Raw genomic sequence first — 24,306 nt, 5'->3', positions numbered from 1 at the left:
AAAAACATCCTCTTTTGAAGGATGTTTTTTAAAAAGATTGATTTTTAGATTTTGACTCTTTCGAGAAATAGTTTTTGTAAAAAAAAAATCACAAATGTTTAAAAACATCTGAAATAACTGAATAACATAAATGTTAATTGGGAACGAGCCCCAAAAGAGCCTTTAATAACAAATACCACTAAGATATTAAAGGCAAGAAAATTAAAATTTCCAAAAACAAATTTAATCCTAAGAACGTATTTTGCACTTTAAAAAAGTATTGTTTTAGAACAATACCTGAAAACTACTTACAAGAACAAATGGAACTGCCAGCACAAAAAAGCAACCACTTGATTTAAGTCATATTTTCGAATCAATCATTAAATTTTATCATTTTATCTTTGACAAAGTTGTGCATAAATACTGCATTAGACAATACCCATTTTTGGTGATTTTTTAAAAATACCCGCTTTTGGTGATGCATTTTAACCACTAAAACGCATGATGAGAAAACCAAAAATCTTTCTTTTAAAACATTTGATTTACATTTTAAAAAAGCCAATTACAGTTAAGCCAGATTGTATTATATTTGCCTAAATAAAAAAAATGTCTGAAAAAATCACACCATATAAAGACTCTTCTTTAGGAAAGAAAGAACAAGTAGCCCAAATGTTTGACAACATATCTGGGAACTATGATAATTTGAACCGCGTAATCTCTTTTGGGATTGACGTGAAATGGCGAAAAAAAGTATTAAAAATAGTATCTGACACAAAACCAAAAATCATTCTTGACATTGCCACAGGAACTGGTGACCTTGCTATTTTGATGGCGCAAACTAAGGCAGAAAAAATAATTGGTTTAGATATTTCTGCTGGGATGCTTGAGGTTGGAAAAAAGAAAGTGGAAGAAAAAAAACTATCCAATGTTATTGATTTAGTTTTAGGGGATTCTGAAAACATACCTTTTGAAGACAATTATTTTGATGCAATAACTGTAGGTTTCGGTGTTAGAAATTTCGAGAATCTAGAAAAAGGATTTGCTGAAATTTTAAGAGTTTTAAAACCAAATGGTGTGTTTGTAATTCTTGAAACTTCTGTTCCAGACAAAACTCCATATAAGCAAGGCTATAAATTTTACAGCAAAAATATACTTCCAATAATTGGGAAATTATTTTCTAAAGATAATTCAGCTTATGGCTATCTATCAGAATCTGCTGCGGTTTTTCCTTACGGAGAAGCATTAAACAATATTTTAAGAAAAATTGGGTTTATAGATGTTGTGGCTATGCCTCAAACTTTTGGAGTTGCAACCATTTATTCTGCTTCTAAAAAATAGTATGAAAAAAACAGTAATCTTACTTTTATTAGTCTTATCGACAAAAGGATACTCGCAATTTGCTAAAAGCATGTTTAGCAAAGATCCCATTATTAATCTAGAAAACTGGCAAAAACAGCGTCTGTATTTTGGTTATTATTTGGGGCTTAATAGTTTTGACTTTAAATTTGACTATAAAGATGTTGCAAATCAAGACATTCAGGTAAAAAAAACTACTGGATTCAATGTTGGTGTTGTAGCTGATTTAAGATTACAAGAATATATAAACCTGCGTTTTGAACCAGGTTTATACTATACAAAACGTGATTTATACTACCCGAACTTTACCTCAAAAACAGATTACTTGAGAGAAGTAAACAGTACTTATATTCATTTTCCATTATTGCTGAAATTCTCTTCTCTCCGTACTGGAAATATTCGTCCTTATTTAGTTGGAGGAATGTCGACCACACTTAATTTGTCAAGCAATGCAAAATCGCAAGACGACAATTCTGAGCAAAAATTCAGGGTTAAACAATGGACAGCCGCTTACGAAATGGGTGTTGGAATTGATTTTTTTACAGAATATTTCATTTTTTCTCCATCAATCAGAGGAATGTTTGGAATTACAGATGAATTAATTAGAGACAACGACCCAAATAGTCCATGGACAGGCAACATAGACTCAATGAAATCTAGAGCTATTTTAATAAATTTTACTTTTCACTAAAACAAATAGCTAACTATTTCGTTTAAATTCACTGAGAATAATTGCTGTTGCAGTAGCTACATTTAAACTTTCGGTTTTTTGCAGCTCTCCAAATCGAGGAATTGTGAGTCGGCTTGTAACCATTTTTTCAATTTCTGCCGAAATACCATTGGCTTCATTACCCATAATAATGATTCCGTTTTGAGGCAAATTTGATTTATAAATGTTATCGCCGTCCATAAAAGTCCCAAAAATTGGCAGTTTTGTTTGAGCGATAAAGTTTTTCAAATCAACATAATTTACATTTACTCTGGTAATAGATCCCATTGTAGCCTGAACCACTTTTGGGTTATAAATATCTACCGTTTCTTTGGAGCAAATGATTTGTTTGATGCCAAACCAGTCGCAAAGACGCATAATTGTTCCCAAATTTCCGGGATCACGAATGTCGTCTAAAGCCAAAATCAATCCTGATTCGATTATTTTATTTTCGGCAGGGATTTTGAATACAGCCAAACAAGTATTTGGAGTTGACAAAGCACTTATTTTCTTTAACTCCTGTTCATTAATAAGAGTACGTTTTGAAGAATGAACCACTTCAAAATCATTTTGCGTGGTGTATAAATGCTCTAATTCAAAGTTGGATTGCAACAATTCTTGAATTACTTTTACTCCTTCGGCAAAAAACAATTGATTTGCAAAACGCTGTTTTTTTTGATGCAAGCCTGAGATAAGTTTTATTTGGTTTTTACTAACCATAAAATAATGTACTTTTGAATTAAATATTTATAAACACTTGAAAAATAATTCCACAAAAATAACAGCATTTATCCTAATAGCAACACTTATTTGTGCTTGTAATGCCGTAAAAAGAGTTCCCGATGGAAAAAACCTTCTTGTAAAAAATAATATTCTTGTAAACGGAAAATCATCAAATGATGAAATTGCCACGAATCAAATGTACCAAAAACCTAACGGAAAACTATTAGGTTTTAAATTACGTTTGAATTTATACAATCTTGCCAATTTGAATCCCGATTCTACCTATCAAGCAAAATTCGACAATCATCCTGGAAGATATGAGCGTTGGTCAAAAGTATTATCTGCAAAACAAGTTGATCGTTTGGGACAATCTTTTATAAACAAGGGATTAAATGACTTTTTGAAAAATACTGGAGAAGCTCCCGTAATAATTGACACGGCAAAAACAAGAAAAACTTTAGTCCGATTAAAATATTACTACTTAAACAACGGTTTTTTCAAAGTACAAACTGACTATACTATTGACACAGTTGGAATCAAGAGAGCCAAAATAAACTACAATATTACAACTGGCCCCGCTTATACATTAGATTCCATTAGAACTACAATTTTAACTCCTGCACTAGATTCTTTATACCACAGCAGCAGAGAACCATCTGTTTTGAAATCCGGAAATCAATATAAGACAACTGATTTTGAAGAAGAAAAAAATCGTATCACAACTTACTTCAGAAATAACGGTGCTTATTATTTTCAGCCTACGTATGTAACTTTTGACATCGACACCATTGGCAAACAAAATAAAGCCGATGTAAACTTAATCATCAACAATAATAGTATACAAGAAAAAGATTCAAGCCGAACAGAACCTTTTAAATTGTATAAAATCAGCGACGTGAATATTTATACTGATTATTCACCAGCTAATGCAAAATCAAGAATCAACGATAGTATTTCGTACAACAACTTTAATTTGTATGGCTATAAAAAAATCAAATACAAACCACGGGCAATTACCGATGCTGTTTTTATTACAAAAGGAAGTACTTTCTCTGACACGAGAACGACGCTTTCTTCTAGATATTTGAACAATTTAAAAATCTTCAATTATCCTTCGATACAATATGAAGTCGATAAAAGAGATTCGACTGCACAGTCTTTAATTGCCAATGTTTATTTGACACCAAGAAAAAAATACAGTTTTGGAGCAACGCTAGACGTGACACACTCTAATATTCAGGATTTTGGTATTGGGGCAAGTATTTCTGAGACTATCCGAAATGTATTTAACCGTGCTGAAACACTTGAAATTTCGGCAAGAATGAATATTGGATCATCAAAAGACATGGCAAATCCAAACAATAATTTCTTCAATGTTTCTGAATATGGACTTGATATGAAATTGAATTTCCCAAGGATTTTACTCCCTTTCGGAACCGAAAAAATTATTCCGAAAAGAATGATTCCTTCCACATCAATATCAAGCGGTTTTTCTAAACAGCGAAATATTGGTTTGGATAAAGAGAATTTTACCGGAGGAATTGCGTACAATTGGTCCCCAAAACGTCATAATACAGCAAAATTAGAATTGCTGAACGCACAATATGTTCGAAACTTAAACCCAAACAATTATTTTAATGTTTATACTTCTTCATATGATGAATTAAACGGCATAGGTAAAGATTATAATATAAATGATGCAAACTGGGGAACCACACCAGAAGAACAAGCTAGAAAAAATCTAACCATTCCTCAAGGAACTACAGGATTTACCGACGATGTATTGAATAACAGAACTGCATTACAACCCGGAGACCCTCAATATAGAGATGTTGAAAGTATCGAAGAACGAAGAGTTCGTTTGACTGAAAATGACTTTATTTTAGCAACAAGTTATACATTTACAAAAACAACAAAAAAAGACCTTGCCGACAATAATTTTTATCAATTTAAAACCAAAATAGAATCAGCAGGAACTTTATTATCTGCTGTTTCAGAGATTGCCAATTTGCCTAAAAACATAAACGGCAACTACGAGATATTCAATCTTGAATATTCTGAATACATTAAAACCGAATTTGACTATATCAAACACTGGGATTTTGGAAAAGAAAAAGTTTTGGCTGTGAGAAGCTTTTTTGGAATCGCAATTCCTTTTGGAAATTCAAATTACATTCCGTTTTCACGAAGCTATTACTCTGGAGGCTCAAATGACAACCGTGCGTGGCAACCTTACTCATTAGGTCCGGGAAGTACAGATGCAATGGATGATTTTAATGAGGCAAATATGAAAATAGCATTTAGCGCCGAATATCGTTTCAAAATTCTTGGAGACGTTAAAGGAGCAATATTTGCAGATGCCGGAAATATCTGGAATGTGCTCGATAATGTCATCGACGAAAAGGCAAAATTTAATGGCGTAAACGATTTAGCTGAAATAGCTTTGGGCTCAGGATTTGGATTACGATACGATTTAAGCTTTTTTGTTGTTCGATTAGATTTAGGCTTCAAGACCTATAATCCGGCGCATGAGAAGGGAGACAGATGGTTTAAAGAATACAATTTTGGTCACTCGGTTTTAAATTTTGGAATAAATTATCCGTTCTAATGCTAATTAATTCTTATTTTTGCAACCTAAAAACTAAAAACAACTATAAAAAAAATTACAATGGCACACAATATCAAACCAGGAGTTGCTACAGGAGATCAAGTTCAGGAAATTTTTAACTATGCAAAAGAAAAAGGATTTGCACTACCTGCAGTAAACGTTACTGGATCAAGCACAATCAATGGTGTACTTGAAACTGCAGCAAAACTAAACGCACCAGTTATTATTCAATTTTCTAACGGAGGAGCACAATTCAACGCTGGAAAAGGATTATCTAACGCAGGTGAAAAAGCAGCAATCGCTGGAGGAATCGCTGGAGCAAAACACATTCACACTTTGGCAGAAGCTTATGGTGCAACTGTAATTTTACACACTGACCACTGTGCAAAAAAATTATTGCCATGGATTGATGGTTTATTAGATGCTTCTGAAAAACATTTCGCAGAAACAGGAAAACCATTATTCAGTTCTCACATGATCGATTTGTCTGAGGAGCCAATCGAAGAAAACATCGAGATCTGCAAAGAATATTTAGCTAGAATGAGCAAAATGGGTATGACATTAGAAATCGAGCTTGGTATTACAGGTGGTGAAGAAGATGGTGTTGACAACTCTGATGTTGATAGCTCAAAATTATACACACAGCCAGAAGAAGTAGCTTACGCTTACGAAGAATTATCTAAAGTGAGCCCTAAATTTACAATTGCTGCTGCTTTTGGAAACGTTCATGGTGTTTACAAACCTGGAAACGTAAAATTAACTCCAAAAATCTTAAAAAATTCTCAAGATTTCGTTCAAAACAAATTCAACACAGGACATAACCCAGTTGATTTCGTTTTCCACGGAGGTTCAGGTTCTACACTTGAAGAAATCAGAGAAGGAATTAGCTACGGAGTTATCAAAATGAATATCGATACAGATTTACAATTTGCATACACTGAAGGAATCCGTGACTACATGGTTAAAAATTTAGATTATTTAAAATCTCAAATTGGTAACCCAGAAGGTCCAGATGCTCCAAACAAAAAATATTATGACCCAAGAAGATGGGTTCGTGAAAGCGAAGTAACATTCAACGCAAGACTTGAACAAGCTTTTGCTGATTTGAATAACGTAAATACGTTGTAATTAACAATTAACAATTGACAATTGATAACTAATCCTATCAATTGTCAATTATCAATTATCAATTAAAAATATGGCTTGGTTTAAAAGACAAGAAAAAGGGATTACGACCGCGACAGAAGACAAGATGGACGTTCCGAAAGGATTGTGGTACAAATCTCCTACTGGAAAAATTATTGATGCTGACGAATTAGCGAGAAATTTATTCGTTAGTCCTGAAGATGATTTTCACGTTCGAATTGGAAGCGCAACCTATTTTGAAATTTTATTCGACAACAACGAATTTGTTGAGTTAGATAAAAACATGACTTCTAAAGATCCTTTGCATTTTGTTGATACAAAAAAATATGCAGAGCGATTGAAAGATGTAATGGAAAAAACTCACCTAAAAGACGCTGTACGTACGGGAGTAGGAAAATCTAAAGGAAGAGAACTTGTAATTTGCTGTATGGATTTCGCTTTTATTGGCGGATCTATGGGAGCTGTTGTAGGTGAAAAAATCGCAAGAGGAATTGATCATGCGATCAAAAACAAACTTCCTTTTGTTATGATTTCTAAATCTGGTGGAGCTCGTATGATGGAAGCTGCTTATTCATTAATGCAATTAGCAAAAACTTCTGTAAAATTAGCTCAATTAGCGGAAGCTAAATTACCTTATATCTCTCTTTGTACAGATCCAACAACGGGTGGAACAACTGCATCTTACGCAATGTTAGGAGATATCAATATCTCTGAGCCGGGCGCTTTGATTGGTTTTGCTGGTCCTCGTGTTGTTCGTGACACTACAGGAAAAGATTTACCAGAAGGTTTCCAAACTGCTGAATTCTTATTAGAACACGGTTTCTTGGACTTTATCACGCCTAGAAAAGAATTGAAAGATAAGATCAACTTATATATCGATTTGATTCAAAATAATGATATTAGATAGTTTTAAAACTACTCAAAATAGAAAATCCCAAGAAAAATTGCTTCTCGGGATTTTTTTGTTTTAAACCATATAAGAAATATAAGTACAGTTAAGCTTTTCCTGAAAGGTTTTCAAAACCTTGTAGGTATTTTTATATTGTGCTTTTTTTAATTTTAAAACTCAAACTAAACCTACAAGGTTTTGAAAACCTTGCACGAAGGCATCTGGAAATCCTATTTTTAACTGGCTTTTTTCAAATCCTTTTTCAATTCTTTTTCAGCAATTTTAAAAACTAATTTTTCACGCCAGATTGCGTAACGTTCTCTAAAAACTACTTTGATGGCACTATCTACAGCACCATGCATAAACAAGCTCCAAACACTGGCAATTTTACGGGAAACCGATGAATCCCATGCGCGAAGCGTAAGAGAAAAAGAACCATCTATGTAACGCATCCAATGCCACATTCCAGTTGGCATGAATAAAGTATCTCCGTGCTCCAGAAAAACTTCATATCCCTCTACCCCTTTTAGAGCAGGGAATTTTTCAAAATCAGGATTTGCGACATCATAATCTTCTAAGGCATAAGTTGTATTTGGAAGACAATACAATCTTTTTTTCCATTTGTTGTCAAATAGTATAATATGTTTTCTTCCGCCAAAATGAGTATGAAAAAGATGCGGTAAATCAATATCATAATGCAAAAAAGTAATTGCCTTTGAACCTCCAAAAAACATTGCCGGCATACTTTCGATAAAACCGCCCATTAATTCTTTTGGGATTTTGACATCATCAATTAATTCGGGTCTGTGCTTGAAAAGATTGAAAAAGAAAATCCGCAATTGTGTTGGTTCGCGTTTTATCAAATCCAGATATTCGCCAAATTTCATACTTGCTATTGAAGCATTGATTACTTTTTTCGGATCTGCTTTTGAATTATCGACAAGTTTAACCTCTATATCTCCAGCGATTTGCTTAAAATATTCAGTTGACCACTTTTCTCTTGCAGGCCAATCTTTAGTAAGCCCCTTTATAATTAAAGGTCTTCTTTTATCCAAATAATTCTTTTTAAAATCTTCTCTGGAAATAGACTCAACAGTATCAACAGATCTAAGGTTAAAGCTCATTTGTTTTGCGGATTAAGTTGTCAGTGGTCTATCAAAAATATCTAATTATTTCGAGCCATCAAAATTTACAGTAAAATAACACAAAAACAATATTACATTCCTGTTCGAATTGCTTCAACAGGATCTAGATTTGCTGCTGAAACTGCCGGTAAAATCCCCGAAATTATCCCAACAAAAATAGAAAGTCCTGCGCCAATAAAGATATTCCAGAAACTTAAAACAAATTCAAACTCCAACAAATTAGTCAGAAGAAGCGACAGCAGCCAGACAATAAACAATCCAATTGCGCCACCAATCAAACAAAGCACAACGGCTTCAAACAAAAACTGGAATAAAATAAATCGGTTTTTTGCTCCTAAAGATTTTTGGATTCCGATCAAATTAGTTCGTTCTTTCACAGAAACAAACATAATATTGGCCACCCCAAAGCCTCCAACTAAGAAAGAAAAAATACTGATGAAAATTCCAGCTGTTCTTAAAGTCCCTAATATGCCATCAATAAAATCAGTGAAACCAGAAAGTACGTTTACAAAGAAATTATCGATTTCACCAGCTTTCATACCGCGAATAGCACGAAGTTTTTGAGCAACTTCAGCTTTGTAGGCATCCATATCAACACCTTTTACTGGTTTCAAAACAATCACAGGCGTCATTGAATCACTATCACCATACATTCGGCGCAAGAAATTAGCAGGCAAATAAACAGATGTGTCATTACTGTCTCCAAAAAATCCAGCTCCTTGTTTTGCAATCACGCCAATAACAGTAAAACGTTGTCCGTACAAACGAATATTTTTTCCAAGCGGATCGCTTGTCCCAAAAAGTCCTTCGGCAATATCATATCCCAGCACTATAACTGCCGTTCCTGAATTTGATTCCGATTCATTATAAAACCGCCCTTTGTCAAAACTTAATCCGTCAACATCAACCATTTCAAATGAAGATGGAATAATATTTACATCAGCAACCGTTTTTGAATCATACTTCAAACTTTCTCTAGCAACAAAAAGCTGATAACCAACTTGGTCTGTATTATTCAAAGAGTTTTTTAACGCTACATACTCATCATATTTCACATTTGGAAACTGCTCTCTCTTCCATTGTGGAATTTCTGAAGGGCCAAAGCAATATTTCATTAAATAAATCGTATTTTTATCTAAACTGCTCAAATCTTTAGAAATTTTTCTGTCCAAAGAATCTACAGCAGCCAAAACAGCGATGATCGAAAAAATACCAATTGTCACACCCAAAAGCGACAATAAAGTTCTTAATTTATTATTTCGCAGTGCATTTATAGCAAAGCTGAGACTTTCTTTTAATAATCGAAGGTAAAGAAGCATATAATAGTATTTTTCAATAAAGTAAAATTCAATAATTTAAAATCAAAAACCTAATAAAAGTTAACTTACTCATCAGTAGATTTTTTTAGCATAATGTTACATTAATTTTCTTTAAAATAATATATAAAAAAACTACTTTTGCAGTCTGAAAATCATAACTACACAATGAGCACAACTAAAAAAATACAATCAGCATTAATTTCTGTTTTTTCTAAAGATGGATTAGAGCCAATCGTTAGAAAATTACACGAGCAAAATGTAACACTTTACTCTACTGGAGGAACTGAAGATTTCATTAAAAATTTAGGAATTCCTGTAGTTCCGGTTGAAGACATTACCTCATTCCCAGAAATCCTTGGAGGAAGAGTAAAAACATTGCACCCGAAAATTTTTGGAGGAATCTTAAACCGCCAAGACAACGAAAGCGATGTCCAGCAAATGAAAGAATTTGATATTCCTCAAATTGATTTAGTAATTGTTGATTTGTATCCTTTTGAAAAAACTGTTGCTTCTGGTGCAAGCGAACAAGATATAATCGAAAAAATTGATATTGGCGGGATTTCATTAATCCGCGCAGGCGCAAAAAATTTCAAAGACACTGTAATTGTTGCTTCAGTTAACGAATACGGCTTGCTTTTGGATTTGATTACAGAGCAAAATGGAGCAACAACTCTTGAAAACAGAAGATTGTTGGCTACAAAAGCTTTCCACGTTTCATCTCACTACGATGGAGCTATTTTTAATTATTTCAATACAGACGAGACTATTTACAAAGAAAGCATTGCAAACGGTCAAGTTTTAAGATACGGTGAAAACCCTCACCAAAAAGGATTCTTCTTTGGAGATTTTGACGCAATGTTCAACAAACTTCACGGAAAAGAATTATCATATAACAACTTGCTTGATGTTGATGCTGCAGTTAATTTAATTGCTGAATTTAAAACTGACGGACCAACATTCGCGATCTTGAAACACAATAATGCTTGCGGATTAGCTTCGAGAAAAACAATCAGCGAAGCTTATTTAGCGGCTTTGGCTTGTGATCCAACTTCAGCTTTTGGAGGAGTGTTAATTTCTAACACAAAAATTGATTTAGAAACTGCACAGGAAATCAACAAATTATTCTGTGAAGTAGTAATAGCTCCAGCCTATGATGATGAGGCAGTTACCGTTTTACAAGAAAAGAAAAACAGAATCATTTTAGTTCAAAATGATGTTGAATTACCTTCTCGTCAAGTAAGAACTTGTCTTAATGGTTTGTTAATTCAGGACAGAAATAATATTACGGATAATAAAGAGCATTTAAAAACCGTTACAATTACAGAACCTACTGCTCAAGAGATCGAAGATTTGATCTTTGCTTCTAAAATCTGCAAGAATACAAAATCAAACACAATTGTATTTGCTAAAAACGGAACATTGATTTCATCAGGTACAGGTCAGACTTCAAGAGTTGACGCTTTAATTCAAGCTGTTGACAAAGCAAAAGCTTTTGGATTTGATTTGAACGGAGCTTCGATGGCAAGTGATGCATTTTTCCCGTTTCCGGATTGTGTAGAATTAGCTAAAAAAGCAGGAATAACTGCTGTAATTCAGCCAGGAGGTTCGATAAAAGACGAATTAAGCATAAATTATTGCAACGAAAATAATCTTGCAATGGTATTTACAGGAACTCGTCATTTTAAACATTAATTTGTTTAACTTTGTTCGATAAATAATTTATAACATTTTAAACCCCTAAAAAACTTATGGGATTTTTTGATTTCATGACTGAGGATATTGCAATAGACCTTGGTACCGCAAACACTTTAATCATTCATAATGATAAAGTTGTTATTGACAGCCCCTCTATCGTAGCACGCGACAGAGTTTCAGGCAAAATCATCGCTGTTGGTAAAGAAGCCAACATGATGCAAGGTAAAACACATGAAAACATCAAGACCATAAGGCCTTTGAAAGATGGTGTAATTGCCGATTTTGATGCTTCAGAAAAAATGATCAATATGTTCATTAAAAGTATTCCGGCATTAAAAAAGAGAATGTTCACACCAGCCTTGAGAATGGTAGTTTGTATTCCTTCTGGAATTACTGAGGTTGAAATGCGTGCAGTAAAAGAATCTTGTGAGCGTGTAAACGGAAAAGAAGTTTACTTGATTCATGAACCAATGGCTGCTGCAATCGGTATTGGAATCGATATCATGCAACCAAAAGGAAACATGATTGTAGATATTGGAGGTGGTACAACAGAAATCGCTGTTATTGCATTAGGCGGAATTGTTTGTGATAAATCTGTAAAAATTGCGGGTGACGTTTTCACAAATGACATCGTATATTACATGCGTACACAGCACAACTTATTTGTTGGGGAAAGTACTGCTGAGAAAATCAAAATTCAAATCGGAGCCGCTATCGAAGATTTAGACGGGCCACCAGAAGACATGTCAGTTCAAGGTAGAGATTTGCTTACTGGTAAACCAAAACAAGTAGATGTATCTTACCGTGAGATCGCAAAAGCTTTAGACAAATCTATCCAACGTATTGAGGATGCTGTAATGGAAACATTATCTCAAACTCCTCCTGAGTTAGCGGCAGATATCTACAATACTGGTATCTATTTAGCAGGTGGTGGATCTATGTTGAGAGGTCTTGACAAACGTATTTCTCAAAAAACAGATTTACCTGTTTATATTGCTGAAGATCCATTAAGAGCTGTTGTTCGCGGCACTGGAATGGCACTTAAAAACATTGCAAAATTTAAAAGCATCTTAATCAAATAAGATTCAAAATAACAAACTAATTTACTTTTATAAAGGTCAAATGTATATGATTTGACCTTTATAAAATTTGAAACCTAAAGCATATCCTGAAACAAAATAACCAGACAAGAAATGCAGCAAATATTTAATTTCATTATAAGAAACAGTAATCGATTGCTGTTTTTGCTGCTTTTAGGTATTTCGTTGACGCTCACAATTCAATCCCATTCCTATCACAGAAGCAAAGTAATCAGTTCTGCTAACTTTTTGAGCGGTGGTGTTTATGAAAGAATTAATCATGTAAACGAATATTTGAATTTAAGAGCTGAAAATGACGAACTTGTACTTGAAAATGCAAGATTAAAAAGTCTTTTATTTAATAAAGAAGACACTACAAAAGCACCACTACCAGATAGTATAAAAGGTATAAAACCTACCGACATTATTGTTTCAAAAGTGATTCATAACTCTTACAATAGACATGAAAACTATATTACTCTTAATTCCGGGACAAAAGAAGGAGTTAAAGAAGATATGGGGGTAATTAACAGCTTAGGAATTGTTGGGGTTGTTGATAATACTTCTCCTAATTACTCGACCGTTGTTAGTATCTTAAACATGAAATCACAGATTAATGCTAAGATTAAAAAATCAAATCATTTTGGTTCTTTAACCTGGGACGGAAAAAGTACCGGATTTGTTCAGCTAGAAGATGTTCCAAGATTAGCATCAATTAGAAAAGGTGACACTATCGTAACCGGAGGTCAATCGGTAATTTTCCCTGAAGGAATCAACATTGGAACTGTAGATGTTATATACAAAAAAGAAGGCACTAGTTTTTATGTGATAAAAGTGAAACTATTTAACGACATGACAAACCTAGGTCATGTCTATATCATAAAAAGCAAAGACAGAGAAGAACTTATTAATTTAGAAAAAAAGGAAAAAGATGAATAGCGCATTGTTAGTCAATATTTTTCGATTTATTATGTTGCTGGCAATTCAGGTTGTTATTTTTAATAACATGAATTTTTTAGGCTATATAAGTCCTTTTCCGTATATCTTATATATCATCCTTTATCCTGTCAACAGCAACAAATCAGGCTTGATTATTTCAAGTTTTTTGCTTGGATTAACAATGGATATGTTTTGCAATTCGGGAGGAATCCACGCAACGGCATGTGTAATTCTTGCTTATTACAGACCTTATATTTTTAAGTTTTCATTTGGATTAAGCTATGAATACCAAACCATCAAACTAAACGAATCGCTAACTCCTGAACGTTTTTCATTTATACTGCTCTCGGTATTATTACACCATATTATATTATTTATTCTTGAAGCTTTCCAGTTTAAATTTATATGGGATATTTTACTTAGAACCTTGTTCAGTTCGATTTTTACAATAATAACTTCAATCATAATAATCTACCTTATTAAGCCAAATAAACGATGAGAAAAATTTTGCTGCCCGCTTTAATTATCATTGCAGGATCTTTGCTGGTGATCAGGGTGTTTTATTTGCAAATTATTGATGATTCTTTCAAATTAAAATCAGAAAATAATGCAATAAAAAAGCAATATGATTATCCTGAAAGAGGCTACATTTATGATCGAAATGGCAAACTTTTAGTTGCCAATCAGGCTTCTTATGATATCATGGTAATTCCAAAAGATATCAAAGAAGATTTGAACGTAGATGAATTTTGTACATTATTAAACATCACAAAAGAAGATTACGAAAAGAGAATTGCAAAGGCAAAAGTATACAGTCCAAGACTACCTTCTGTATTTTTAGCGCAACTAAACAAAAGTGAATTTGCAGCCTTTCAAGAAAAAATCAGAAAATTTGAAGGCTTTTATTTCCAAAAAAGATCACTTCGTGATTACGAAGTAGATTATGGCGCTAATATTTTTGGCTCTATCACACAAGTAAATGAACGCCAAATTGCAAAAAATCCATATTATAATAGTGGAGATTTAATTGGACGACAAGGTGTTGAAGAAAGCTATGAAGAAATTTTACGTGGAATAAAAGGTGTAAAATACATTCAAAAAGACAAATACAATCGTGAAATAGGTTCTTATAAAAACGGAAAATACGACACAATCGCTGTTGCGGGAGAAGACATCAATTTAACTATTGATGCTGAACTTCAAAAATATGGCGAAGAATTAATGATTAACAAAAGAGGCGGAATCGTAGCGCTTGAGCCTAAAACAGGTGAAATTTTAGCTCTTGTTACAGCACCTTCGTACGATCCTGGAATTTTAGTTGGAAGACAAAGATCTAAAAACTACACTCTTTTATATAATGATTCTATTGCAAAGCCATTATACGACAGAGGACTTTTGGCAGAATATCCTCCTGGTTCTCCTTTTAAATTATTGACCGGACTAGTAGCCCTTCAAGAAGGCGTAATTGATGAAAACACTTTCACTGTTTCCTGTCATCATGGTTTTAGCTATGCTCGAGGCCGTTTTATGAGATGCCACTGTAGCGGAGGACAATTACAATTGCACAGAGGTATTTATCAATCTTGTAACACGTATTTTGCAACTGCATACATGAGAACTATCAATAAATACACAAAGCCAAGTGCTGCTGTAGATGTTTGGAGTTCTCACCTTAAAAGTTTTGGATTAGGAGAGTTCATGGGTTATGATTTGCCAACTGGAAAAAGAGGAAAAATTCCAACTTCAAAAACATACAAGCGCATGTATCCTAACGGAGGATGGAGAAGTACTGCTATTGTTTCTAATGCAATTGGTCAGGGAGAGGTTGTAATGACGCCAATTCAGCTTGCCAATATGATGGCGACAATCGCAAATCAGGGTTATTATTACACTCCTCATATCATCAAAAAAATTGAAGGCGAAACCATCGACAAAAAGTTCACAACCAAGCATGTTACAACTATTGATCAAAAATATTTCCCACCAATCATAAGTGGCCTATTTGATGTATACAATATGGGAACGGCAAGCAGATTAAGAGTAGAAGGAATTGATATTTGTGGAAAAACAGGAACTGCTGAGAATTTTGCTAAAATTGGAGGAAAAAGAGTTCAATTAGAAGACCACTCTATTTTTGTTGCTTTTGCACCAAAAGATAATCCAAAAATTGCCATTGCTATTATGATCGAAAACGGAGGTTTTGGAGCAAGTGTAGCTGGACCAATTGCGAGTTTGATGATTGAAAAATATTTAAGAAGAAAAATTACAAGAACTGATTTAGAAACAAGAGTATTAAATAAAAGTTTAGCCTCTGAATATGCCAAACTTGGAGGAATGAATGAAGCTAGCAAAATTGAATCTGTTCCAAAAGACTCTGTGTTGCAAGCTAAAATTGTAAAACCAAAAGCTCCAGCTACAACGACCACAAAAACAGAAGTCAAAAAAACGGCGGTAGACACTACTAAGAAAAACTAACAAAGGATTATTTCAAATGAAAAATCAAAGTGTAAAAAATAACATTGACTGGATAAGTGTTTTTATCTATATCACGTTAGTAATATTAGGGTGGCTAAACATCTATTCCTCTTCATTATTATCTACGGAAGGCACTTATCAAAAGCAATTAATTTTTATTGGATGTACTATTCCTCTAATTTTTGTTGTACTTTTTGTTGACGGAAAATTTTACGAAAAATACGCGAGTATTATTTTTGGAGTATCATTATTATCTCTTGCAGGCTTGTTTATTTTTGGAAAAACCATTGCCGGACAAAGATGTTGGTATGCCATTGGAAGCTTTACTTTACAGCCTTCTGAGTTTGCTAAAGCCGCTACATCATTAGCTTTGGCAAAATATTTAAGTGATACCCAAATCAATCTTAAGGAAGTAAACAGACAAATTCAAGCTCTAGCCATAGTATTTTTGCCAGTACTTCTAATTTTGCCACAACCAGACCCTGGAAGTGCGTTGATTTATAGTGTTTTCATCATAGTTTTGTATCGTGAAGGCTTACCGTCTTGGTATGTATGGACTGGATTTATTACAATTTTATTGTTTGTATTGACATTGGTTTTAGAACCATATGTTGTTATACTACTGGCGGCATTGGTATTGGCAATTATTCATTTTAAGGGTCGAGTTGTAGATCGAAATCTATTGATGAGCGCCATTTTTCTAGCTATTGTTTCAGCATTTGTTTTCTCTGTAGATTATGTATTTGATCACGTTTTCAAACAACACCACAGAGATCGTTTCAATATTTTGCTTGGAAAAACAGTCGACATGAAAGGCATCGGTTATAACACCAACCAATCTGAAATTGCAATTGGATCAGGCGGATGGCTTGGAAAAGGCTTTTTACAAGGAACACAAACAAAAGGAGGATTTGTACCTGAACAACATACCGATTATATTTTTACAACCGTAGGTGAAGAATGGGGTTTTGTTGGCTCTTTAGCCGTTATTGCACTTTTTGTAGGCTTATTTTTAAGAGTCATTTATTTGGCTGAAAGACAAAAAACGAAATTTAGCCGCGTTTACGGGTACTGCGTTGCTGGAATCTTATTCATTCACTTTTTTGTAAATATTGCAATGGTTATTGGCATTTTCCCAACTATTGGTGTTCCGCTGCCCTTCTTTTCTTACGGAGGTTCTGGACTCTGGGGATTCACTATTTTACTGTTTATTTTCTTAAAAATGGATGCGAATAAAGTAAATGAATGGTAGTTTTATTAATTGTTAATTTATAACAACTTTTTTACAAACGTTTAAAAACACCAAAGAAAAAAACCTATTCAACCGCTTCAAATATTTCAAGCGCCACAGGATCTCAATACATTTCTTATTCTTAATGATTGAAACCTATACAAATCATACCAAAAACAGATTTACCTTAACAATAGTCTAAAAAAAATCCGAAGTTTTAAACTTCGGATTTTTTATGATTATATTTTTTCCTGGTGGCTTGTTCTCTTTTTAATAAGCTTTAAGAAAACTGGAAATGTCGATACAATGATTATTCCTATTACGATAACTTCAATATGCTCTTTTAAATCAATTCCATGCTCTAAAAACACTCCGTATAAATAATGTCCAGAAAAGATCAATATGAACGACCATAAAAATGAACTCAAAACATTATAGAACATAAACTTCTTTTTATCCATTGAAACTATTCCCGCAATGATTGGCGCAAAAGTTCTAAAGATTGGTAGGAAACGAGCATAAATAATTGCTTTTCCACCGTATTTTTCAAAAAAATCTTTTGATTGCAACAAGTATTTTTTCTTGAACCAAAACGTATCTTCTTTTTTGAACAGATAATAACCGCTTTTGGCCCCAAACCAATATCCAGTCATGTTTCCTAAAACTCCCATTACGGCAACTAAAGTAGAAAGTATAAAAACGTTTATGAAATCACTCGGAATATAAACAACATTTTCAATTAAGTCACGGCTGTAAATACCTGATAAAAAAAGCAGACTGTCACCAGGAAGAAAAAAACCAGCAAAGAGTCCGGTTTCAGCAAAAACAATAAACAGCACGATGTATAAACCAATTTGAAAACCACCGATACTTAAAGTTATATAAAATTCAGGGTTGACTAATTGTGTCCAATCAAAATTATTCATAAAAATGGTTTGGTTATACTTAATTTAAGTTCGTGAAAGTAACAATAATTTACTTCAACCACAATAAAATGTGGTATTTTAAAGATTAATTAACTATAAAAAAGCCTCAAGAAAAAGCTTGAGGCTTCAAATATTATTATTCTCTTACATACTTGCAACAGCTGTGCAAATTATCATAATCTGTTTGAGTTGCTTTTACCTCTTTTGTATCGTGGCCAACTTTAGCAATTGCTTTATTTAAATCGGCTGGAGATGATTTTTCTTCATTCAAAATTACCGACAGTTGGTGAGAAGTAATATCCCAATTTGCCGTTTTTACTCCCGGAACACTAAAAGCCGCTTTTTCAATACGTTTTTTGCATTGTTCACAATTGCCGTTTACCTCAGTAGTATATTTTAAATTCTTATTTTTCTTAGTTTGCGCTTGGGCAGAAAATCCTAAAAATCCAATTATTGCTATTAAAATTATTTTTTTCATTTTGTCTAAATATTAAATTTGATATTATTCTATTATTCTATTATTCTATTATTCTATTATTCTATTATTTTATTTTAAATCGTAATCCTGCATAATACATTTGTCCGAATATTGGAGCATATGCTACTGACGCATCAAAATTTGATCCAAAAGGATCATCAGCACCTAAAATGGCTTTTTGCTGTTTGTAGTTTCCAATGTTTTCTCCGCCAATATACACTTCAAAAACTTCAGAAAAAACTCTTGTCACTTGTGCATTCATAACTAGGTAAGCTGGAGAGAGATCAGGGAATTGATCTTCCGCCGGATTTGAAGCTGTATAAGGCAATTGTTGTTTTCCTGTCCAATTGAAAGTGTAATCAAACTTCCATTGTTTGTTATTATCTGAAGCCAATTCGTATTCAAGATTTCCTAAAAAACGATGTTTAGCCTGCAACGGGCGCTGGAATGTACCTCTTAAATAATCTGTTTGAATGTCATAATATTTATATGCAGTTCTTAAATTCAGGTTATGAATAAGTTCATAATTGAATTCAAATTGAAAACTATTAGCAAATGAGCTTCCTTTTAAATCATAAAACAAAACTTGTTGTGGACTTTGCATTAAATCAACAACAGCCTGGTTTTGAAAATCAGTTCTATAGAAATCAAATCCCGCTTCGGCATTTTTATTAAAAATTCTGAATTTTTGCGAAAAGCTAATTCCATAATTCCATGCTATTTCAGGATTCAAACCGTATATTTTCCCATTTGTATCCAAAATCGAAAACGCTCTTGAACTTGCAAAAAGCTGTTGGTTTTCAGCAAAAATATTAGCAGAACGCTTTCCTCTTCCTACAGAAAAACGAATCACTCCATTTTTCCAAGGATTGTATCTCATATGCAAACGTGGCGTTACAAAAAAGCCCAATCGGTTATGATTATCTACTCTTCCGCCCAAAATCAAACTAAAATTATCTGTATTATCATAGGTATATTCAAAAAACGCTCCTACCGAATTATCGATTCGACTGTAGTCTACAACATTCACAAATTCCTGATATTGATCGTATGTAAAATTCAATCCAGTCGTAAATTTATGTTTCGTGTTATTGATAATCGAATTGAAAATCAAATTCGAATAAAAACTATTCTGTTTGATATCATACAAATTTAGTCCAAAATAAGAATCTTGCTTGTGGCTATTAAAAGCATTTTGAAAACCAATGCTTTGGTAAGGCATATCTGGAAAAACATAACCTATTTTTGTTGAAACATCAAACCGCTCTGTATTGATTTCAGAACCCCAATGATTTGTAGTGCCTCGGTCAATATCTTTATCAAAATCAACTTCTCCGGTTTGTTTTTTATCATTCATATATCTGAAATTGATAAAACTCACCAGTCCGCTTTCAGGATCATAATATTGATATCGATTCAAAACATTGATTTGTTTTCCTAACGGATTATCTAAAAATCCATCATCATTCATGTCGTTTTTGGCAACACGCGCATTTCCATGAACAAAAAGACTTGTCGCCCATTTGTCTGATATTTTTTTATTGAAATGTGTATTTAATTCAAAACGCGCATCGGTAGAACCGTAGGCATTTAAAAAAAACGGAATATCGCTTAAAGGCTTTAAAAGTTCTGTATTAATTTGTCCCGAAATACTTTCGTACCCATTAATAACACTCCCCGCTCCTTTTGTAATTTGAACGCTTTCAATCCAAGTTCCAGGCGTAAAAGATAGTCCGTAAGCTTGAGAAGCGCCACGGACTGAAGGAATATTTTCTTCGGTAATCATTAAATACGGGCTTGTCAAACCTAACATTTTTATTTGTTTGGTTCCCGTTAAAGCGTCCGAAAAATTGACATCGATTGAAGGATTTGTCTCAAAACTTTCTGCCAAATTACAACATGCTGCTTTTAGCAGTTCTTTACTTGTAATAACAGATGTATTGGATGTAAGTGTATAGGATTTTTTAATTCCTTTTTGCTTTTTAGTGACTTTTACTTCCTGCAAATCTTCCTGCGAAAAAGCAGTTGCAGACAACAAAATCATACTAAAAAGCATAATATTTTTGTGCATATAAATGAATTTTAATGTTATTAGAAAAGCTGTTTTATTGTAAAAAAAGATAAACAGCGACTTTCAAGCGCAAGAAAACGGCTTGATTCTAAACATTAAAATCAGGAATAAAAAATGTATTGATTATATAACTTGTAAAAAGGAGGCGCATTCGCATCAGAATAATACGAAGTTATTTGATTGCTTTTGAAATTTGGAATTGATAAAAAAGCAATAGTTTTATATTCTTGGATTACAGCCGGAAAAGCAAGCTGAAAAAAGAATATTTTAAAAGTAGCATTGTCTGATTTTTTCTCAATATGAACTACTTTGTCTTTGCAACAAGAAGATTTTTTTTCTTTTTCTCCACAACATTTTTTTTCTGGAGAAGCTTTTACTGATGTATTCAAAGACACAGAAGCGATTTCACCTCCACAATAATGCACGTCAAAAGCAAACCCAATGTTGGAAACCAACAATAGGAAAGCTAAAAATAATCCCGTGCACTTTTTTATATTCATACTGCAAAACTATTCAAAAAGACTGAAAGAAATATTTAATGATCTGTTATTTTTTTTAAATTTTGTTGCTGATAATAAAATGCAGGAATAAACAAAAGAACAAATATTGGCTGAATTATAAATCTTCGAACGTAAAAAAGAAGCCAATTTGCATTTGGAAAACAATCTAAAACCACAAAAAATGCCACAAAAAGAATCACTCCGAAAAAGGCATATAAGAAGAAACTGAATTTAAAAATATCAATATCTCTAAACAGCACGTAAATCAAAGACAGAGAAAGGATTGCATTCAAAAAATATCTAAAAAAAAGTCCACAGAAAAGTTTAACAGAATCGTTTTCAGGATAAGGCAAATTTTTGAAATCTTTCTCAAAATATTCCAAAAAAGGATCGTAAAACAGACTGTTTTCAAATGCACGAATAATTCCAAAACATATTACAATACAAACCGAAATCAGAATTTTAAATTTATGTTTCAATAAACTATTTAGCATACTTCGAAAATTTATTGACCCAAATAACCCACAAAAGAAAAACCAGCCCGTAAATAATCAACGGGAATAAAACACCGTGTAAAAAATGTTCCTTTTCTGGATATCTAAAAAGCAAGATTGTCAAAAACATAATTCGGAAAATGTTCAAAATATAAATGAAAAGTGTTCCCGACAGAATAAACAATAAAGTCGTTTTGAGTTTTCCTGAAAAAGCGATTACAAACGAAATAAACAGAATAATAACGCTTACCGCATTACAGCCTTCGACAATTCGAAGTGTAAATTTATCATTGTACCAAACTTCTAAATAAGGCTGAGAAAGACTTTTTACAATATTAATATCACAATTAAAAAGCAACATTAGTTGCTCAACATTTTTTCCAACTATTCTTGAAATTCCGTCGAGATCAATTGGGCCAAAACTGCTCAAATAGAATTTATAAACTATTGTCAGTAAAATATAAGCGGAGAAAAAAGTGCCTATAAAAATCAGGAAAGGTTTAAATTGTGCTAAATATTTTTTCAACGGAATTTTTTTTCAAATTTATGTATTTTTTAAGTCAGGCTTTAAATACTTTTGTATAAAATTTATTTATCATGACTTTTCAAGAATTACAACCAAAAATAAGCGCTATTGTAGCTGATAACAACACTGTTAGAGACGAAAAATTATTAGCAATTTGCCAATTATTAAATGAAAATGTAGAATACTACAATTGGGTTGGTTTTTACTTTGCCAATCACGAAAACAAAACGCTTCATTTGGGCCCATATGTAGGTGCTGAAACTGATCATACTGTTATTCCGTTTGGAAAAGGAATCTGCGGACAAGTTGCTGAGAGTAATGCCAATTTTGTTGTGCCAGACGTAAAAGCACAAGACAATTATATTGCTTGCAGTTTAACCGTAAAATCAGAAATCGTAGTACCCCTTTTTGTTGATGGTGTTAACATTGGCCAAATCGATATTGACAGCCATGTTATTGATCCATTTACAGAAGCTGACGAAAGATTTTTAGAATTTGTGAATCAAGAGGTTGCGAAATTATTCTAAAATAAACTCCTAACTATACAAAACCAATCTATGAAAAAAACTTTTTTCGTTTTTTTAGCTTTACTCCCTTCCTTCTTTTTTGCTCAAAATTCAACAGATAAAATTATTTATTTTGATTCTATTGGGAAAGATGCCACTAAAGAAAACTACAAATTTTATAGAATCATAAAAGATTATTACATAGAAAAAGATTTGTATGAAGTAAAAGATTATTACAAGTCTGGTATTTTAAAAATTGAAGGAAATTCTAAAACAAAAGATGGATATTCAAAAGAAGGCGAGTATGTCTACTACTATGAAAACGGCAAGAAAAAAAGGACCGAAAATTATCATAAATCAAGATTAAACGGGAATTTTTCAGAATGGTACGAAAACGGAAACCCGAAATTAAAAGGTGAGTACACAGAATCTGAAAAAGGATTTAATTCAGAATTAAAAATTTACGACTATTGGAATTCTCAAAATGAACATGTCGTAAAAAATGGCAATGGCTTTTTCGAAGAAGAATGGGGCAGCAGTTCTTCAGCAAAAGGAAAATTAAAAAATGGTTTTAAGGATGGCGAATGGAAAGGAATCAATAAAGAAACCAACTATCAATACACTGACATTTATAATGAAGGAAAATTTATTTCTGGAAAAAGCATAAATTCAGAAGGTACAGAAAGACAATACACAGTCTTAGAATCAAAACCATTACCCCAAAAAGGAATCGGTGATTTTTACAAATTTGTTGGAGCTAATTTTACAAAAACAAAAGAAGCAGTAATGAACAAAGTTTCGGGAAGACTCGTCGTTCAATTTGTAATTGACAAAAATGGTAAAATTATTGAACCAAAAATCTTAAAATCTTTAGGATACGGCCTTGATGAGGAAGCGATAAGAGTTGTTACAGGTTACGAAAATTGGATTCCGGGACAACAAAGAGGTGTACCAGTCAGAGTAATATATGCAATACCAATAACGGTAACAAATTAAAAAATCGAATCGTTTCAAAATTATTCAAAAATCAAAAAGCGATATTCTTTTTTTAGATTCTTTTATTTTTGTTTGATTCTTTTGTTTTTTTACCTTAATTTTGCACCCGTCTTACAAAAGTTGTATTGACATACATAAAAATCATTAAATAATATTGGAATGTATTTAACTAAAGAAAAGAAAGAAGAGATTTTCGCACAACACGGTGGTGCAACAAACACTGGAAGCGCAGAAGGTCAAATTGCATTGTTCACTTACAGAATTTCTCACTTAACTGAACACTTGAAAAAAAATCGTCACGATTACAACACTGAGCGTTCTCTTGTACTATTAGTAGGTAAAAGAAGAGCTTTGTTGGATTACTTGAAAAAGAAAGATATCAACAGATATCGTGAGATCATTAAAGTATTGAATATCAGAAAATAATCAATATAGAAAAGAGGTGCGAGAGTGCCTCTTTTTGTTTTTACATTACAGCTGTTTATAATAAGCATATTACAAGAAAAAAAGTTTGGT

General features: G+C 32.9%; 23 protein-coding genes. 14 read left to right on the top strand and 9 right to left on the bottom strand.

Going from position 1 to position 24,306, the window contains the following annotated elements:
- Nucleotides 1-585: 585 nt before the first annotated feature.
- Together ubiE and porT are read left to right on the top strand one after the other, a co-directional pair.
- Complete coding sequence (ubiE, locus tag H600_RS0109170) at nucleotides 586-1,317, top strand: bifunctional demethylmenaquinone methyltransferase/2-methoxy-6-polyprenyl-1,4-benzoquinol methylase UbiE (RefSeq protein WP_026728505.1); 732 nt, start codon at nucleotides 586-588, stop codon at nucleotides 1,315-1,317.
- Nucleotide 1,318: 1 nt separating this feature from the next.
- The gene (gene porT / locus H600_RS0109165) at nucleotides 1,319-2,026 is read left to right on the top strand and encodes a type IX secretion/gliding motility protein PorT/SprT (RefSeq protein ID WP_026728504.1); all 708 of its coding nucleotides are present in this window, start codon (nucleotides 1,319-1,321) and stop codon (nucleotides 2,024-2,026) included.
- Nucleotides 2,027-2,035: 9 nt separating this feature from the next.
- Here the strand turns inward: porT and H600_RS0109160 are convergent, their stop codons facing one another.
- Entirely contained in the window at nucleotides 2,036-2,764 is a 729-nt protein-coding gene (locus H600_RS0109160; RefSeq protein ID WP_026728503.1) for a TrmH family RNA methyltransferase, read from the bottom strand.
- Nucleotides 2,765-2,801: 37 nt separating this feature from the next.
- On the opposite strand from H600_RS0109160, the gene tamL reads away from it, so the two are divergent.
- The 3 genes from tamL (at nucleotide 2,802) to accD (ending at nucleotide 7,428) form a co-directional block, all read left to right on the top strand.
- Complete coding sequence (gene tamL, locus H600_RS0109155; protein ID WP_026728502.1) at nucleotides 2,802-5,375, top strand: translocation and assembly module lipoprotein TamL; 2,574 nt, start codon at nucleotides 2,802-2,804, stop codon at nucleotides 5,373-5,375.
- 60 nt (nucleotides 5,376-5,435) lie between these two features.
- Nucleotides 5,436-6,503, top strand: a complete 1,068-nt coding sequence (fbaA, locus tag H600_RS0109150; RefSeq protein WP_012023542.1) for a class II fructose-bisphosphate aldolase — start codon at nucleotides 5,436-5,438, stop codon at nucleotides 6,501-6,503.
- 70 nt (nucleotides 6,504-6,573) lie between these two features.
- The gene (accD, locus tag H600_RS0109145; RefSeq protein ID WP_026728501.1) at nucleotides 6,574-7,428 is read left to right on the top strand and encodes an acetyl-CoA carboxylase, carboxyltransferase subunit beta; all 855 of its coding nucleotides are present in this window, start codon (nucleotides 6,574-6,576) and stop codon (nucleotides 7,426-7,428) included.
- Nucleotides 7,429-7,646: 218 nt separating this feature from the next.
- Here the strand turns inward: accD and H600_RS0109140 are convergent, their stop codons facing one another.
- Nucleotides 7,647-8,534: a cupin-like domain-containing protein gene (locus tag H600_RS0109140; protein WP_026728500.1), complete on the bottom strand. Its 888-nt coding sequence runs from the start codon at nucleotides 8,532-8,534 to the stop codon at nucleotides 7,647-7,649.
- A gap of 92 nt (nucleotides 8,535-8,626) precedes the next feature.
- Complete coding sequence (locus H600_RS0109135) at nucleotides 8,627-9,874, bottom strand: ABC transporter permease (protein ID WP_026728499.1); 1,248 nt, start codon at nucleotides 9,872-9,874, stop codon at nucleotides 8,627-8,629.
- A gap of 165 nt (nucleotides 9,875-10,039) precedes the next feature.
- Here H600_RS0109135 and purH point away from each other — a divergent pair, with 165 nt between their 5' ends.
- The 6 genes from purH to rodA all read left to right on the top strand — a co-directional run bounded on the left by purH (nucleotide 10,040) and on the right by rodA (nucleotide 17,314).
- A complete protein-coding gene (gene purH, locus H600_RS0109130; RefSeq protein ID WP_026728498.1) occupies nucleotides 10,040-11,566 on the top strand; it encodes a bifunctional phosphoribosylaminoimidazolecarboxamide formyltransferase/IMP cyclohydrolase in 1,527 nt (508 codons plus the stop codon).
- Nucleotides 11,567-11,622: 56 nt separating this feature from the next.
- Nucleotides 11,623-12,651 (top strand): rod shape-determining protein, encoded by a 1,029-nt coding sequence (locus tag H600_RS0109125; RefSeq protein ID WP_008466528.1) that lies wholly within the window; start codon nucleotides 11,623-11,625, stop codon nucleotides 12,649-12,651.
- 111 nt (nucleotides 12,652-12,762) lie between these two features.
- Entirely contained in the window at nucleotides 12,763-13,587 is an 825-nt protein-coding gene (gene mreC / locus H600_RS0109120) for a rod shape-determining protein MreC (protein ID WP_026728497.1), read from the top strand.
- Nucleotides 13,580-14,086: a hypothetical protein gene (locus tag H600_RS0109115; protein ID WP_026728496.1), complete on the top strand. Its 507-nt coding sequence runs from the start codon at nucleotides 13,580-13,582 to the stop codon at nucleotides 14,084-14,086. The genes mreC and H600_RS0109115 overlap by 8 nt, the downstream gene beginning before the upstream one ends.
- On the top strand, nucleotides 14,083-16,062 hold the full coding sequence (mrdA, locus tag H600_RS0109110; protein WP_026728495.1) for a penicillin-binding protein 2: 1,980 nt from the start codon (nucleotides 14,083-14,085) through the stop codon (nucleotides 16,060-16,062). The genes H600_RS0109115 and mrdA overlap by 4 nt, the downstream gene beginning before the upstream one ends.
- Before the next feature lie 16 nt (nucleotides 16,063-16,078).
- Nucleotides 16,079-17,314, top strand: a complete 1,236-nt coding sequence (gene rodA / locus H600_RS0109105) for a rod shape-determining protein RodA (protein ID WP_026728494.1) — start codon at nucleotides 16,079-16,081, stop codon at nucleotides 17,312-17,314.
- Nucleotides 17,315-17,532: 218 nt separating this feature from the next.
- Here the strand turns inward: rodA and H600_RS0109100 are convergent, their stop codons facing one another.
- From H600_RS0109100 to xrtF, 6 genes are all read right to left on the bottom strand, one after another.
- Nucleotides 17,533-18,219 carry a DedA family protein gene (locus H600_RS0109100; RefSeq protein ID WP_026728493.1) on the bottom strand — a complete coding sequence of 229 codons (687 nt, stop codon included), beginning with the start codon at nucleotides 18,217-18,219 and terminating at the stop codon, nucleotides 17,533-17,535.
- 136 nt (nucleotides 18,220-18,355) lie between these two features.
- Complete coding sequence (locus H600_RS0109095) at nucleotides 18,356-18,697, bottom strand: heavy-metal-associated domain-containing protein (protein WP_026728492.1); 342 nt, start codon at nucleotides 18,695-18,697, stop codon at nucleotides 18,356-18,358.
- A gap of 64 nt (nucleotides 18,698-18,761) precedes the next feature.
- Complete coding sequence (locus H600_RS0109090) at nucleotides 18,762-20,768, bottom strand: TonB-dependent receptor plug domain-containing protein (RefSeq protein ID WP_026728491.1); 2,007 nt, start codon at nucleotides 20,766-20,768, stop codon at nucleotides 18,762-18,764.
- Nucleotides 20,769-20,869: 101 nt separating this feature from the next.
- On the bottom strand, nucleotides 20,870-21,268 hold the full coding sequence (locus tag H600_RS0109085; protein ID WP_026728490.1) for an HYC_CC_PP family protein: 399 nt from the start codon (nucleotides 21,266-21,268) through the stop codon (nucleotides 20,870-20,872).
- Nucleotides 21,269-21,303: 35 nt separating this feature from the next.
- Nucleotides 21,304-21,762, bottom strand: coding sequence for an exosortase F system-associated membrane protein (locus tag H600_RS0109080; RefSeq protein ID WP_026728489.1), 459 nt, complete (start codon nucleotides 21,760-21,762; stop codon nucleotides 21,304-21,306).
- Complete coding sequence (gene xrtF / locus H600_RS0109075) at nucleotides 21,752-22,288, bottom strand: exosortase family protein XrtF (protein WP_026728488.1); 537 nt, start codon at nucleotides 22,286-22,288, stop codon at nucleotides 21,752-21,754. The genes H600_RS0109080 and xrtF overlap by 11 nt, the downstream gene beginning before the upstream one ends.
- A 71-nt stretch (nucleotides 22,289-22,359) precedes the next feature.
- On the opposite strand from xrtF, the gene H600_RS0109070 reads away from it, so the two are divergent.
- The 3 genes from H600_RS0109070 to rpsO all read left to right on the top strand — a co-directional run bounded on the left by H600_RS0109070 (nucleotide 22,360) and on the right by rpsO (nucleotide 24,216).
- Complete coding sequence (locus H600_RS0109070) at nucleotides 22,360-22,815, top strand: GAF domain-containing protein (protein WP_026728487.1); 456 nt, start codon at nucleotides 22,360-22,362, stop codon at nucleotides 22,813-22,815.
- Between the two features lie 30 nt (nucleotides 22,816-22,845).
- Nucleotides 22,846-23,790: an energy transducer TonB gene (locus H600_RS0109065; RefSeq protein ID WP_026728486.1), complete on the top strand. Its 945-nt coding sequence runs from the start codon at nucleotides 22,846-22,848 to the stop codon at nucleotides 23,788-23,790.
- A 159-nt stretch (nucleotides 23,791-23,949) separates the two neighbouring features.
- Nucleotides 23,950-24,216 carry a 30S ribosomal protein S15 gene (gene rpsO / locus H600_RS0109060; RefSeq protein WP_008466503.1) on the top strand — a complete coding sequence of 89 codons (267 nt, stop codon included), beginning with the start codon at nucleotides 23,950-23,952 and terminating at the stop codon, nucleotides 24,214-24,216.
- The last annotated feature ends 90 nt before the right edge of the window (nucleotides 24,217-24,306 follow it).

Source organism: Flavobacterium denitrificans DSM 15936 (assembly GCF_000425445.1).
GTDB lineage: Bacteria > Bacteroidota > Bacteroidia > Flavobacteriales > Flavobacteriaceae > Flavobacterium > Flavobacterium denitrificans.
This window is presented reverse-complemented; position numbering and strand designations above follow the sequence as displayed.

Coding starts and splice junctions, on each gene's coding strand:
- ubiE (WP_026728505.1), top strand. CDS start 586: ATGTCTGAAAAAATCACACCATATAAAGACTCTTCTTTAGGAAAGAAA.
- porT (WP_026728504.1), top strand. CDS start 1,319: ATGAAAAAAACAGTAATCTTACTTTTATTAGTCTTATCGACAAAAGGA.
- H600_RS0109160 (WP_026728503.1), bottom strand. CDS start 2,764: ATGGTTAGTAAAAACCAAATAAAACTTATCTCAGGCTTGCATCAAAAA.
- fbaA (WP_012023542.1), top strand. CDS start 5,436: ATGGCACACAATATCAAACCAGGAGTTGCTACAGGAGATCAAGTTCAG.
- accD (WP_026728501.1), top strand. CDS start 6,574: ATGGCTTGGTTTAAAAGACAAGAAAAAGGGATTACGACCGCGACAGAA.
- H600_RS0109140 (WP_026728500.1), bottom strand. CDS start 8,534: ATGAGCTTTAACCTTAGATCTGTTGATACTGTTGAGTCTATTTCCAGA.
- H600_RS0109135 (WP_026728499.1), bottom strand. CDS start 9,874: ATGCTTCTTTACCTTCGATTATTAAAAGAAAGTCTCAGCTTTGCTATA.
- purH (WP_026728498.1), top strand. CDS start 10,040: ATGAGCACAACTAAAAAAATACAATCAGCATTAATTTCTGTTTTTTCT.
- H600_RS0109125 (WP_008466528.1), top strand. CDS start 11,623: ATGGGATTTTTTGATTTCATGACTGAGGATATTGCAATAGACCTTGGT.
- mreC (WP_026728497.1), top strand. CDS start 12,763: ATGCAGCAAATATTTAATTTCATTATAAGAAACAGTAATCGATTGCTG.
- H600_RS0109115 (WP_026728496.1), top strand. CDS start 13,580: ATGAATAGCGCATTGTTAGTCAATATTTTTCGATTTATTATGTTGCTG.
- mrdA (WP_026728495.1), top strand. CDS start 14,083: ATGAGAAAAATTTTGCTGCCCGCTTTAATTATCATTGCAGGATCTTTG.
- rodA (WP_026728494.1), top strand. CDS start 16,079: ATGAAAAATCAAAGTGTAAAAAATAACATTGACTGGATAAGTGTTTTT.
- H600_RS0109100 (WP_026728493.1), bottom strand. CDS start 18,219: ATGAATAATTTTGATTGGACACAATTAGTCAACCCTGAATTTTATATA.
- H600_RS0109095 (WP_026728492.1), bottom strand. CDS start 18,697: ATGAAAAAAATAATTTTAATAGCAATAATTGGATTTTTAGGATTTTCT.
- H600_RS0109090 (WP_026728491.1), bottom strand. CDS start 20,768: ATGCACAAAAATATTATGCTTTTTAGTATGATTTTGTTGTCTGCAACT.
- H600_RS0109085 (WP_026728490.1), bottom strand. CDS start 21,268: ATGAATATAAAAAAGTGCACGGGATTATTTTTAGCTTTCCTATTGTTG.
- H600_RS0109080 (WP_026728489.1), bottom strand. CDS start 21,762: ATGCTAAATAGTTTATTGAAACATAAATTTAAAATTCTGATTTCGGTT.
- H600_RS0109070 (WP_026728487.1), top strand. CDS start 22,360: ATGACTTTTCAAGAATTACAACCAAAAATAAGCGCTATTGTAGCTGAT.
- H600_RS0109065 (WP_026728486.1), top strand. CDS start 22,846: ATGAAAAAAACTTTTTTCGTTTTTTTAGCTTTACTCCCTTCCTTCTTT.
- rpsO (WP_008466503.1), top strand. CDS start 23,950: ATGTATTTAACTAAAGAAAAGAAAGAAGAGATTTTCGCACAACACGGT.